Here is a 14,012-nt window from a genome sequence, read left to right as displayed (position 1 = left end):
TGCGGAATGAAATACATAGAAAATATCCAACAAGTTGCCATGTTGCAACCTGATTATTTGGGATTTATTTTCTATGAAAAATCTAAAAGAAATTTTGAAGGAATTATTCCTGAGCTACCTAAGGAAATTAAAAAAGCGGGGGTTTTTGTAAATGAAATCCCTGAAATTGTGGTTTCGTTAGTTGAAGAATATGGTTTAAACATGGTGCAATTACATGGTGATGAAACCGCAGAATACATTCAACAATTAAAAATTATTTTTAAAGAAAGTATTTCTGAAAAACATCAAAAAGCAAAATACAAAACACCTGAAATTGTAAAAGTATTCGGTATTAAAAACGAATTTAATTTCGAGGTTTTAAAACCTTATGAAAAAATTGTTGATTATTTTTTATTTGACACCAAAGGAAAAGAAAGAGGTGGCAATGGAATCACATTTAATTGGAAGGTTTTAGAAAAATATCCTTTTACAAAACCTTTTTTTTTAAGCGGAGGAATTGGACTTAATGAAGCAAAGGAGGTAAATAAATTACAATCAAAAAAACTACCTATTTATGCCTTAGATGTAAATAGTAAATTTGAAACAACTGTTGGTTTAAAATCAGTTGAAAAAATAAAAAAGTTCAAACAAGAGTTAAAACTATAATAAAAACCAGTCAAGCTAAACTTGTTGTAACTTCTCATTACGAGATTCCTGTTTACACAAGAATGACAGAAAGATATACCAAATGAAATTTCAACCTAACAAAGACGGTTATTACGGACAATTTGGAGGCGCATTTATACCTGAATTGCTATACCCAAACGTAAAAGAATTAGAAGATAATTATTTGAAAATTTTAGAATCTGAAGCATTTCAAAATGAATATAAAGACTTATTGCAACATTATGTTGGCCGACCAAGTCCGCTATACTTAGCAAAACGTTTATCTGAAAAATATGGAGCAACCATTTATTTAAAACGAGAAGATTTAAATCACACAGGAGCACATAAAGTAAACAACACTATAGGTCAGATTTTAGTTGCAAAACATTTAGGGAAAACTAAAATCATTGCTGAAACTGGTGCTGGTCAACACGGAGTTGCAACCGCTACAGTTTGTGCTTTAATGGGTTTAGAATGTACTGTTTTTATGGGTGAAATTGATATTGAACGTCAAGCTCCAAACGTAGCTCGTATGAAAATGCTTGGCGCTAAAGTTGTTGCTGCCACAAGCGGAAGTAAAACCCTAAAAGATGCTACCAATGAAGCAATTCGCTATTGGATTCAAAATCCTGATACTTATTATCTAATAGGCTCGGTTGTAGGCCCACATCCTTATCCTGATATGGTAGCGCGTTTGCAAGCTGTTATTTCAGAAGAAATGAAAATTCAATTAAAAGAACAAACTGGTAAAGAAAACCCTGATACAATTATTGCCTGTGTTGGAGGTGGCTCTAATGCTGCAGGTGCTTTTTATCATTATTTAGAGGATAAAGATGTAGAATTAATTGCTGTAGAAGCAGCTGGCCTAGGAGTTGATTCTGGCGAAAGTGCTGCCACTTCACAACTAGGAGAAGTTGGTGTAATTCATGGTAGTAAAACTATTTTAATGCAAGATGAATACGGACAAATAATTGAACCATATTCTATTTCTGCAGGACTAGATTACCCAGGTGTTGGCCCTTTACATGCTTTTTTGTTTGATGAAAAAAGAGCTACATTTATGAATGCTACTGATAAAGAGGCACTAGAAGCTGCTTATGAATTAACAAAAATAGAAGGAATTATCCCTGCGCTAGAAACCGCACACGCTTTAGCCGTTTTACCTAAGATGGATTTAAAAGGGAATCAAGTAATTGTTATTAATTTATCAGGAAGAGGCGACAAAGATTTAGAAACGTATATTAAACATTTAAAATAGCTGTCGCATCGAGTGAATTTGTGAAAAATGAACAAATTAGTATCGAGATGTAATTAGTTTTCGATATATTTTCTTTCAGGAAATACTCGAACTGACATAAAAATTAAATAATGAACTCAATTCAACAAATATTTCAGCAAAAAAATAAAAATTTATTATCAATTTACTTTACTTCTGGTTTTCCTAAATTAAACGACACAACAAAAGTTATTTCTGAACTTTCAAAAAACGATGTTGACTTTATTGAAGTAGGTTTACCCTATTCTGATCCATTAGCAGATGGCCCAACAATTCAGGATAGTAGCCAAATTGCATTGCAAAACGGAATTAATTTAGATGTGATTTTCGACCAACTTTTATCAATAAAAAACACCAACAAAACACCTTTAGTTTTGATGGGCTACTTAAATCAGATGCTAAAGTATGGTGAAGAAAAATTCTGTCAAAAAGTAAACGAATGCGGAATTGACACAGTTATTATTCCTGATTTACCAATGATTGAATTTGAAAATCATTATCAACAATTATTTGATAAATACGGAATCAATAACGTGTTTTTAATAACACCACACACCTCTGAAGAGCGAATTAAAAAAATAGATTCTTATACTAAATCATTTATCTACGTAGTTGCTAATGCAAGTATTACAGGTGCAAAAGGTGAAATTTCACAACAACAAATCGATTATTTTAACCGCATAAACGCAATGCAATTGCAAAGTAATTTAATTGTAGGTTTTGGTATTTCTGATAAAAAAACTTTTTCAACTGCTTGTAATTATATGAACGGAGCCATAATTGGTTCTGCTTTTATCAAAAATTTAGGTAAAGAAGGTGTTGAAGGAATTGCTCCTTTTATAAAATCAATTCGATAAATTTTAATCATATTATCATTGAAAAACAAACGCTTTGAAATTAAAGAAATTTCTATTGTTGAGACTTTACATATTCGACACAAAGTTATGTGGCCAAACAAACCATTAACCTATGTTGAGTTACCAGACGATAAGAACGGAAAACATTTGGGTTTGTATGTAAACGACACGCTAACATCAATAGTTTCATTATTTACTGTTAATAATGAGGTACAGTTTCGAAAATTTGCAACACTAGTTGAATTTCAAGGATTGGGATACGGAACAGTTTTATTACAAAAAGTAATCGTATCAGCAAAAAAAGAAGGAACCCGTAAATTATGGTGCAATGCTCGAGTAGAAAAATCAACCTTCTATGAAAAATTCGGTTTGAAACCAACCAATAAAAAATTTGAAAAAGGTGGGATTCAGTATATCGTAATGGAACGCTTATTTACATCAAGTTAAGAAAACAAAAAACTCAGTATTACCTATGCAATACTGAGTTTTTATATTTTATACTAAAAGCTTTTTACCTTCTCTTCTTACTATAATTTCCTTTCGATTTTCTTCTTGAATTTCGAGATTTCGGATTAAACTTTTCTACCGTATCATCAAACGTATTTTTTGCTTTACCTGCTTTATTTTTCTTCCACGAAGTATCTTCAGGCAATAATTTTTTTAACAAATCGTTACGTCCAACTTTAGTTAACGTATCTTTAATCCACTTTCTATTCTCCTTTTTATACCAAAAAAAGAATTTATGTTGATCTTCTTTTTCTTTAGCTGTTTTAGGCGTTTTTGTTGGTTTCAGAGTGTATGGATGGTAACCACTATAATAAATTACCGTAGCAACTGTCATAGGTGTTGGCGTAAACCCTTGTACTTGCTCTAACTGAAAACCCATATCTTTAGTTTCGGCAGCTAAATTTGCCATATCTTCTTTTTCACAAGCTGGATGACTTGAAATAAAGTAAGGAATCAACTGAAGTTTTAATTTCTTTTTTATGTTGATACGATCAAATCGTTCTTTAAATAAATGAAAATATTTAAACGATGGCTTACGCATCAATTTTAAAACAGGATCAGAAGTATGTTCTGGCGCTACTTTTAAACGACCAGAAACGTGCTTTGTCATCACCTCTTCGGTATACGCATCTAACTCTTTCGGGTCCGCATTTTTATTAAACTCAGGCACTAACATATCGTGCCTGATTCCACTTCCTATAAATGATTTTTTTATCTTCGGATGTGCATCTACAGCTTGATATAATTTTGTTAACGGCTTATGAGAAGTATCTAAATTACTACATATTACTGGCGATATACAAGAAGGCGCCACACATTTATCACAGATAGATTGTATTTTTCCTTTCATCTTATACATATTAGCAGAAGGCCCACCAATATCAGATAAATAACCTTTAAAATCGTCCATTTGCGCAACGGCATCTACTTCTTTTAAAACAGATTCTTGACTACGACTGGCAATAAATTTTCCTTGATGCGCAGAAATTGTACAAAAACTACAACCTCCAAAACATCCACGGTGAATATTTATTGAAAATTTAATCATTTCAAACGCAGGTATTGGCCCACGCTTATTATATTTTGGATGCGGCAAACGTGTAAAAGGCAAATCGAAAGAAGCATCAATTTCTTTTTCAGTCATGGTAGGATATGGCGGATTTATCATCAGCTTCTTATCACCTACTTCTTGAAAAATACGACGCGCATATAATTTATTCGACTCCTGCTCGATTACCTTAAAGTTTGATGCGTACGCTTTTTTATCTTTTAAACACAGTTCATGCGAATTGATATCAACATCTTTCCAATTTTTATTCTTCGGAATTTTCTCTCCTTCTTCAACAAAAACAGCTGTTTGTTTTATGGTTTTTAAGCTCGAAAACGGAACACCTTTTTGCAGTAACTCAACAATTTCACGCAACGGTTGTTCTCCCATTCCGTATACCAACATATCCGCTTTAGAAGTTTCTAAAATTGTTGGCAATAACTTATCTGACCAGTAATCGTAATGAGTTACACGACGTAATGAAGCTTCAATACCTCCAATTAATACCGGAACGTCTGGAAATTTTTCTTTTAAAATTTTTGAATAAACCGAAGTAGCGTAATCTGGTCTAAAACCTTTATCACCATTTGGAGTATAAGCATCCTTATCTCTACGACGTTTACTTGCGGTGTAATTACTTACCATCGGATCCATACATCCACCAGTAATGGCAAAAAATAAACGCGGGGTTCCTAACTTTTCAAAATCCTGTAAGTTATCGTTTACACTAGGTTGTGGTACAATGGCTACTTTTAGCCCGTAACTTTCTAGTATACGCCCAATTACTGCAGGACCAAATGATGGATGATCTACATATGCATCTCCACTAAAAAGAATTACATCTAATTCTTCCCATCCTCTTAACTTAACCTCCTTATTTGTAGTCGGTAACCAATCTGAAACTCGTCTTATTCTCATGCCGTTGCAAAGGTACAACGTTTTAGTTGAAATTACCTATCATAAAAAGGTGTTAAATAAATGAATAATAATGTAACATTTCTATAGAAATTAATACTTATGCAGTAGATAAAATACGAATCATGAAAAAAATTATACTAGGAACTGCTTTCATAGCCTTACTAGCAAGCTGTTCTACTTACAAAACAGTTCAAAACAACACGCAAACCGTGGCTGTTGCAATCGACTTAAATACTGTTGTTGATGATAAAATAATGGTTGAGATAAATCCGCAGAAAATTAAAGAAGAAACTCTTATTTATAACATTCCTGCAATTGTACCCGGAACCTATGCAATGAGTAACTACGGTAAATTTGTTGCAGACTTTAAAGCTTTTGACTACGACGGTAAAGAATTAGTTACTAAAAAATTAAACGAAAATTCTTGGCAAATAAACAATGCGAAGAACATGGATAAAATTTCTTACTGGGTTGAGGATACTTTCGATTCTGAAAAAGAACACAAAATTTATGTGATGGCAGGTACTAACATTGAAGAGGGTAAAAACTTTTTATTAAACCTACCTGGGTTTATTGGTTACTTTAATAATAAAAAAGAATTGCCTTATGAAATTACCGTAACGCACCCAACAAACCTATACGAAACCTCATCTTTAATCAATAAAAACACGACTAAAACAGATAATAGTAAAGATGTGTTTTTAGCACCTAGGTATGATGAAATTTCTGACAATCCGATTATGTACGCGCCGTTAAACAACGTTAATTTTACAGTAAACGGAATTGATGTTAATTTAGCAGTATACTCTCCTAACAACAAGCATAAAGCGACAGATTTAGAAGAGGCTTTAAAAACAATGATGACTGCCCAAACAAACTTTTTAAAAGGCTTTGAAACTACAAATGAATACAATGTTTTAGTATATTTATTTGACCCTGAAGTTTATAAATTTCAAGGATATGGAGCTTTAGAACACCGTTCATCAACTACAGTTGTTTATCCAGAAACAATGAGCAAAAAACAATTTGCTAGTAATATGATTAACGGAACGGTATCTCATGAATTTTTTCATATCGTTTCGCCATTATCTGTGCATTCTGAAGAAATTCACACATTCGATTTTAACAAAGCCAACATGTCTGAGCATTTATGGATGTATGAAGGGATGACGGAATATTTTGCCAATCTTTTTCAAGTAAATCAAGGTTTAATTTCTGAAGAAGAATTTATTAATGAAATGAACGTAAAAATAGGTTCTTCAATGCGTTATAACGATGCTATGTCTTTTACCAAAATGAGTAAAAACATCTTAGAACCTGAATATGCTAAAAACTACGGAAATGTATATCAAAAAGGTGCTTTAATTGGAATGGTTTTAGATATTATTTTAAGAGAAGAAAGCAACGGTACATACGGTGTAAGAAACATGATGTTAGATTTATCTAAAAAGTACGGAAAAAACAATGCTTTTAAAGATGAAAAAATTATTGATGAAATTGTAAAGATGACTTACCCTTCCGTTGGCGAGTTCTTTAAGAACCATGTACAAGGAGCAACACCTATAAATTACGAAACATACTTTAAAAAAGTAGGTGTTAAAAAAGAAACAAAAACCGAAAACGCTACTTATTTTATCGACTCAAAAGGACAACCTTTTATTTCTGTTAACGAGGCTCAAAAAGTTTTTTTTACTAAGAGAACAAATTCTGCTTTAGTTACCTTTGGAATTGAAGCTAATGATGTGTTAGAAGCTGTAAATGGCGAAAAAATATCTTTAGCAAATATTCGTCCTGTCATAGGAAAAACTATGCTGTGGAAAGCTGGAGATATAATAACCATGGAAGTTACTAGAAACGGAAAATTAATTACACTAAAAGGAAATTATGTACAACCAACCAGTGAAAGTACTGGCTTGTTAATTGAAAATCTTCCTGCCAATAACGCTAAAGTAATTTTAAGGAAAGCTTGGTTAAAAAACTAAGTATTCATTTTATAAAACTAAAAGGCAACCAAATTGGTTGCCTTTTTTTATATTTACTTTCCAAACATTTAAAATATATGAAATCACTTTTTAAACCACTACTAATCATTATATTAATAATTAGCAGTTGTTCCCAAAAAACAACAGACAAAAATGCCGATGTAAAGAAAAAAGACACCTACGTAAAAGATAATTTCACTAAAAAAGAAGTGACAATTACCATGCGTGATGGTGTAAAATTACATACTACAATTTACGCACCAAAAGACACTTCAAAAACATATCCTATTTTAATGCAACGTACTCCTTATAGTTCTAGACCTTATGGAGATGGTAAATTTAAAACCAAAATTGGTCCGAATAGCATTTTAATGAAAGAAGGAAATATTGTGGTGTATCAAGATGTTCGTGGTCGTTGGATGAGCGAAGGTGTATACGACAATATGCGTGCTTACATTCCTAACAAAACAGCAAAGCAAGCCGATGAAACAACCGATACATATGACACCATTGATTGGTTAATAAAAAACGTTGCCAACAATAACGGAAAAGTTGGTACATGGGGAATTTCATACCCTGGACATTATGCCACCGTTTCTACAATTGATGCGCATCCTGCTTTAAAAGCAGCCTCACCACAAGCTTGTATTGGTGATTTTTTCTTTGATGATTTTCACCACAACGGTGCTTTTTTATTGAGTTATTTTAGAGCTATTTCGTTATTCGGAACTTACAAAGATCAACCAACTGATTCTGCTTGGTATTCGTTTCCTAAAATGGATACGCAAGATCAATATCAATTCTTTTTAGATAAAGGTCCATTAAAAAACCTCAACGAATATTTTCAATATGATAAATTAGATGTTGCATCAACTAAAAAGAAAGATCAAATTGATGATTTTTTCTGGAAAGAAATTGTTGAACATCCAAATTATGATGAAACTTGGCAAAGCAAAGGAATTATTCAACATTTAGACAAAGTTCCATCTACCGTAGCAACGATGATTGTTGGTGGTTTGTTTGACGCAGAAGATTTATATGGTCCTTTAGAAACCTATAAAGGAATCGAAAAAAATCAACCAAATAATTATAACACATTAGTTTTTGGTCCTTGGGATCATGGTGGATGGGCACGAAATAAAGTAGCGAACAAAGTAGGTAACTATTATTTTGGAGATTCAATTTCATTAAAATTCCAAAAAGAAATTGAAACGAAATTTTTCAATCATTTCTTAAAAGGCGATGGATCTAAAAACTCAGGATTACCAGAAGCCTATGTATTTGACTCAGGTAAAAAAGAATGGAAATCATACGATGTTTGGCCTCCAAAAAATGCAAAAAAACAATCATTTTATTTATCAGCGAATCAAGAATTAACAACTACAAAGAAAGATAATTCTAAAGTTGATTTCATCAGTGATATTAAACGTCCTGTTCCGTATTCTGAAGATATAAAAACCGTTTTCACACCAAGAAAATACATGACAGACGACCAGCGTTTTGCTGCTCGTAGACCAGATGTATTGGTATACGAAACTGATGTTTTAACAGATGATTTTACATTAGCTGGAGATATTTTAGCAAAATTAAAAGTAGCAACCACAGGTTCTGCTGCCGATTGGATTGTAAAAGTTATTGATGTGCATCCTTCTGATTTAAAAAATGACAATAAAGAAATGCAATCACACTTAAAACTGAGCAACTACCACATGATGGTTCGTAGCGAAGTTTTACGTGGTCGTTTTAGAAATAGTTTTTCGAATCCAGAACCGTTTACACCTAACAAAAAAACAGACGTAAATATTAAACTACAAGATGTATTTCACACATTTAAAAAAGGGCATAAATTACAAATTCAAGTACAAAGTACCTGGTTTCCTTTAATTGATTTAAACCCGCAGACTTATGTAGATAACATTTATAAAGCTGACGAAAAAGATTTTAAAACACAAACACATTCGGTTTTTACAGATTCTAGTATAGAATTCACAGTGTTAAAAAACTAAGTATGAATCAAAATTATACCGATGTAATAATTGTTGGCGCTGGACTATCAGGAATTGGCGCAGCTTGTCATTTATCAAGAAAAAATGCAAATAAAAGTTATCGTATTTTAGAAATGCGTGGAGAATTAGGCGGAACATGGTCGTTATTTAAATATCCTGGTATTCGCTCAGATTCTGACATGTATACTTTCGGATATTCTTTTAAAACGTGGGACGCTTCAAAATCATTTGCAGATGCATCTTCTATTTTAGCATATCTAAACGAGGCTGTTGATGAATATAAAGTCCGCGATAAAATAAGCTATAACGAAAAAGTTACATCGGTTAATTTTGATACAAAATCTGCTCTTTGGACAGTTACCTCTGAGCATCAAAAAACAAAAGAAACACATCAATATACTTCAAGATTTTTGTTTTCTTGTAGCGGATATTACAATTACAAACAAGGATATACACCAAAATTTGATGGAGTTGCTAATTTTAAAGGCACTGTAATTCATCCGCAAAAATGGCCTGAAAATTTAGACTATACTGGTAAAAAAGTTATCGTTATTGGTAGTGACGCAACAGCAGTTACATTATTGCCAGCCATGGCAAATAAAACCGAACATATTACCATGGTACAACGTTCGCCAACCTATATTGGTGCACTACCAAATAAAGATAAAGTTGCCAACGGAATTAAAAAAATACTACCTAAAAAGATAGCACATAAAGTAGTTCGACTTAAAAACATTTTATTTTCAATTCTATTTTATAACGTTTCGCAAAGGTTTCCAAATTTTATGAGAAACTTTATTATTAAAGGAGCAAAAAAACAACTGAATGGCTTTCCGGTTGAACCGCATTTTACACCAAGTTACAATCCTTGGGATCAACGTTTTTGTGTAGCGCCTGATGGCGATTTATTTAAAGTTATCAGAAACAAAAAAGCAACTATTGTAACCGATCATATTGATTGTTTTACCGAAAACGGATTGCGTTTAAAATCAGGAAAAGAACTTGAAGCTGATATTATTGTTACCGCAACTGGATTAGAATTGGTTGCTTTTGGTGATGCTAAAGTAAGTATTAACAACACCGCTTTTAATCCTGCTGAAAAGTTAACTTACAAAGGTTTGATGTTAAACGATCTTCCTAATTTTATATTTTTTGTAGGGTATACCAATGCTTCTTGGACCTTAAAAAGCGATTTAACCAGCGAATATGCAAGCAGAGTTATTTCATACATGGATAAAAAAGGTTTCAACACCATTGTTCCGAAAGTAGAAAATAAAAATATTGAAACTGTTCCATTAATTAATTTAAACTCAGGATATATTCATCGTTCTAACGCAAACCTGCCAAAGCAAGGAAATAAGTTTCCGTGGAAATTATATCAAAACTGGATTTACGATTATTTTACATTGCGTGTAAAATCGATTAAAGATGATGTTTTAAAGTTTTATTAATAGCTATTTTAAAATTGGCTTAAATATTTTTTTCTATACCTCGTAATTAAAATTGCGAGGTTTTTGATTACTAAGTCAGTTTTATTTACGCTTTAAAATTATTAACTTCGTTAACTAATTATATCTCTTAAAAAAAGGGTATTTAAATTACGTATTCCAACATTGAAATTATGTCAAAATGCAAATTATGCTTAATAAAAATTGCTGACAAAAAAAACTCTCATATTATCCCCAAATTTATGGGTAAAAGATTGTTCGAATCTACAAGCCCCAGACATGGTGTTAAAATAGATGGTAATGGTAACTTGAAAAAAATACAAGACTCGCCCAAAGAAGATTACATTTTTTGCTCAAGCTGTGAAGAAAGATTTGCTAAACTTGAACATTATTTTTCGTTAAAACTGAAGAGTATACATAATTATCTTAATGAAAAAGATAAATTTAAAATTCATACAATTCAAAACAATATTATTCTAGAATGTTATAAAATTCCATTTAATGCAATAAAATTATTTAATTATTCTTTAGTATGGAGGGCTAGTATTTCTAATATGCATGAATTTTCAAGCTTTAAACTTAATGAATTTAATGAGGAAATTTTAAGAACTTTCTTAAATTCTAACTTAACACTATCATATAATCAGTTAACTGAAACATTAAAAAATATTCAGAATAAAACGAGTTTTGACTCATATTTCTTCAAATGTACTGTAAAGAATAAATATTCAAGAGGTATTTTTGCAGCTTATGAATTTTCGAAGTACTCCTTTGGTCTCTTTCTAGTAGATATAATAATCTTTTTTTACACTGATAAATCAAAAATTCCAAATGAATTTAAAATAATTTCAAACATCCAAACAGAGAATGCATTAATAGCTATGACTGATATTCCTAATTGGAAAAAATTAAACGCAGAACCATTGAAAAGCATAAATAATAATCATAATTAATCCTATATAATGTCCTACAACATCCTCAAAAAATCACTTCTATCAATTTCACGAGCGCCTAAACTTTCTAGATGATCATTATGCACTTGGCAATCTATGAGTTTGTAACCGTAGTTTTTGGCTAAATGAATAAAAGCAACTTTACTCATATTACTAGCTTTGCTAAACATACTTTCGCCACAAAAAATACCGTTTCCAACATCAACACCATACAAGCCAGCTACGAGTTTGTCATCAATCCAAACCTCAATAGATTTTGCGATTCCTTTATCGTGCAAATTAATATAAGCATCTTCCATATCGTCCGTAATCCAAGTTCCTAGTTGGTCGAATCTATCAATATGGCGGCAATTAAAAATAACATCTTTAAATGCTTTGTTTTCGGTAATTGTAAAACCTCCTTTTCGTAAAACCTGACGCATTGACTTTGAAATTTTTACTTCCTGCGGAAATAAAACCATACGTTCTGGTGGCGAATACCAAACAATTGGTTCACCTTCATTAAACCATGGGAAAATTCCGTTTTTATACGCATGTATTAAACGCTTAGCAGATAAATCTCCACCAAATGCCAAAACACCATCTTCATTTGCGAATTCGTAGGGCGGAAATACTATTTCTTCAGGTAACCAAATCATATAAAAACTATAATAAATGCTACAAATATACTGCAGTTTTTATCATAACTAATGATAAAAAAACTTCGTTCATTTCATTTTTTTATAATTCTTATTGAAATAAAAACGAATCCATACAAATTTCCATAATTTTGCAGTATGGTAAAAGAACTGCAACTTCGCGTTAATTTAATAGAAGAAAAAAAAGAGGATATCTTAAAAAAGAAAGCTTCTAGAAAATTAAACATCAATGTTTCTGAAATAAACAGTGTAAAAATATTACGTAAATCTATCGATGCGCGTAAAAAAGAAGTTATTTTCAACTACAAAGTTGCAGTCTATGTAAACGAACCTCAACCAACTACACCTGATTATATTTTTGATTATAAAGATGTATCAAAAGCAAAAGAAATCCATATTATTGGTTTTGGGCCTGCGGGAATGTATGCCGCATTGCGTTGTATTGAACTTGGTTACAAACCGATTGTTTTAGAACGTGGTAAAAATGTTCAAGATCGTCGTAGAGATTTACGAGCTATTAATCAAGAGCATTTTGTTAATGAAGATTCTAATTACTGTTTTGGTGAAGGTGGTGCCGGAACGTATTCTGACGGAAAGCTATACACTCGTAGTTTAAAACGTGGTGATGTTCGCCGTATTTTCGAAAACCTAGTTTATCATGGTGCAACTGAAGAAATTTTAATTGATGCACATCCACATATCGGAACTAATAAATTGCCGAAAATTATTAAAAATATTCGTGAGAATATTATAAAATATGGTGGTGAAGTTCATTTTGACACACGTGTTACCGATTTTGTTATAAAAAACAACAAGCTACAAGCGATTCTGTTACAAAACGGGAATGAAATGGTTGTAAACTCGGTAATTTTAGCAACAGGGCATTCAGCACGAGATATTTACGAATTACTACACAAGAAAGATGTTTTATTAAAAGCAAAATCGTTTGCAATGGGAGTTCGTGTAGAGCATCCTCAAGAAATTATTGACCAAATTCAGTACAGCTGTACAGGACAAAGAGATGAATTATTACCTGCCGCTGCATATAGTTTGGTACATCAAGTAAATAACCGTGGCGTATATTCTTTTTGTATGTGTCCTGGCGGATTTATAGTACCTGCTGCCACAGCAAATGGCGAAGTTGTAGTGAACGGAATGTCGCCTTCTCGTAGAAATAATAAGTTTGCGAACTCGGGTATTGTTGTTGAATTAAATATTGATAAAGATTTTAAGAAATACGAACATTTTGGACCTTTAAAAGGGTTAGAATTTCAGAAAGATTTAGAAAAATTAGCTTTTAATGCAGGCGGTAAAAGTCAAGTTGCCCCTGCGCAACGTTTAACTGATTTTGTTGAAGGGAGGTTATCTTCTACATTAAATGAAACTTCGTATCAACCAGGGTTAAAATCTTCTCCGCTACATTCATTACTTCCAAAAATAATTGGAGGTAGGCTACGTAAAGGTTTTGACGCTTTTGGTAAAAAAATGCATGGTTATTATACTGCTGAAGCGAATATTATAGGGGTAGAATCTCGTACCTCATCACCAGTAAATATTCCTAGAAAAGACAACCTAGAACACCCACAAATTGAAGGTTTATTTCCTTGCGGAGAAGGTGGTGGTTATGCTGGCGGAATTATTTCAGCAGCTATGGACGGTGAACGTTGTGCCGAAGCTGCAATTACGAATTTATAATTAACAATTTTTTGTTAGAATATTTTCTAATTACCTCGT

The 14,012-nt window shown here is 32.1% G+C and carries 11 protein-coding genes; 9 read left to right on the top strand and 2 right to left on the bottom strand.

The annotated features are described in order from the left end of the window. Nucleotides 1-6: 6 nt before the first annotated feature. From Q4586_RS08655 to Q4586_RS08640, 4 genes are all read left to right on the top strand, one after another. The gene (locus Q4586_RS08655; RefSeq protein WP_303528401.1) at nt 7-645 is read left to right on the top strand and encodes a phosphoribosylanthranilate isomerase; all 639 of its coding nucleotides are present in this window, start codon (nt 7-9) and stop codon (nt 643-645) included. A gap of 82 nt (nt 646-727) precedes the next feature. After that, nucleotides 728-1,903 carry a tryptophan synthase subunit beta gene (gene trpB / locus Q4586_RS08650; RefSeq protein ID WP_068703239.1) on the top strand — a complete coding sequence of 392 codons (1,176 nt, stop codon included), beginning with the start codon at nt 728-730 and terminating at the stop codon, nt 1,901-1,903. A gap of 110 nt (nt 1,904-2,013) precedes the next feature. Beyond that, the gene (trpA, locus tag Q4586_RS08645) at nt 2,014-2,778 is read left to right on the top strand and encodes a tryptophan synthase subunit alpha (RefSeq protein WP_068703238.1); all 765 of its coding nucleotides are present in this window, start codon (nt 2,014-2,016) and stop codon (nt 2,776-2,778) included. An 18-nt stretch (nt 2,779-2,796) separates the two neighbouring features. Next, nucleotides 2,797-3,225, top strand: coding sequence for a GNAT family N-acetyltransferase (locus Q4586_RS08640; protein WP_303528398.1), 429 nt, complete (start codon nt 2,797-2,799; stop codon nt 3,223-3,225). A 64-nt stretch (nt 3,226-3,289) separates the two neighbouring features. On the opposite strand, the gene Q4586_RS08635 is transcribed toward Q4586_RS08640, so the two are convergent. Beyond that, nucleotides 3,290-5,251 carry a YgiQ family radical SAM protein gene (locus Q4586_RS08635; protein WP_068703236.1) on the bottom strand — a complete coding sequence of 654 codons (1,962 nt, stop codon included), beginning with the start codon at nt 5,249-5,251 and terminating at the stop codon, nt 3,290-3,292. A 122-nt stretch (nt 5,252-5,373) separates the two neighbouring features. Between Q4586_RS08635 and Q4586_RS08630 the strand changes: the two genes are divergently transcribed. The 4 genes from Q4586_RS08630 (at nt 5,374) to Q4586_RS08615 (ending at nt 11,640) form a co-directional block, all read left to right on the top strand. Further along, a complete protein-coding gene (locus Q4586_RS08630; protein ID WP_303528396.1) occupies nt 5,374-7,233 on the top strand; it encodes a M61 family metallopeptidase in 1,860 nt (619 codons plus the stop codon). Between the two features lie 77 nt (nt 7,234-7,310). Beyond that, a complete protein-coding gene (locus Q4586_RS08625; protein WP_303528394.1) occupies nt 7,311-9,239 on the top strand; it encodes a CocE/NonD family hydrolase in 1,929 nt (642 codons plus the stop codon). Nucleotides 9,240-9,241: 2 nt separating this feature from the next. Further along, the gene (locus Q4586_RS08620) at nt 9,242-10,690 is read left to right on the top strand and encodes a flavin-containing monooxygenase (RefSeq protein ID WP_303528392.1); all 1,449 of its coding nucleotides are present in this window, start codon (nt 9,242-9,244) and stop codon (nt 10,688-10,690) included. 170 nt (nt 10,691-10,860) lie between these two features. After that, nucleotides 10,861-11,640 carry a hypothetical protein gene (locus Q4586_RS08615; protein WP_068703228.1) on the top strand — a complete coding sequence of 260 codons (780 nt, stop codon included), beginning with the start codon at nt 10,861-10,863 and terminating at the stop codon, nt 11,638-11,640. A gap of 14 nt (nt 11,641-11,654) precedes the next feature. Here Q4586_RS08615 and aat read toward each other — a convergent pair whose 3' ends face one another. Further along, complete coding sequence (gene aat, locus Q4586_RS08610; protein ID WP_303528389.1) at nt 11,655-12,278, bottom strand: leucyl/phenylalanyl-tRNA--protein transferase; 624 nt, start codon at nt 12,276-12,278, stop codon at nt 11,655-11,657. Between the two features lie 138 nt (nt 12,279-12,416). Here aat and Q4586_RS08605 point away from each other — a divergent pair, with 138 nt between their 5' ends. Continuing rightward, nucleotides 12,417-13,973, top strand: a complete 1,557-nt coding sequence (locus Q4586_RS08605; protein WP_068703223.1) for an NAD(P)/FAD-dependent oxidoreductase — start codon at nt 12,417-12,419, stop codon at nt 13,971-13,973. Nucleotides 13,974-14,012: the final 39 nt, after the last annotated feature.

Origin of the sequence: Tenacibaculum soleae, from assembly GCF_030549005.1 — a bacterium.
Lineage (GTDB): Bacteria > Bacteroidota > Bacteroidia > Flavobacteriales > Flavobacteriaceae > Polaribacter > Polaribacter soleae.
Note: the sequence above shows the minus strand (reverse complement) of the source record. Positions and strands in the feature narration are given on the sequence as shown.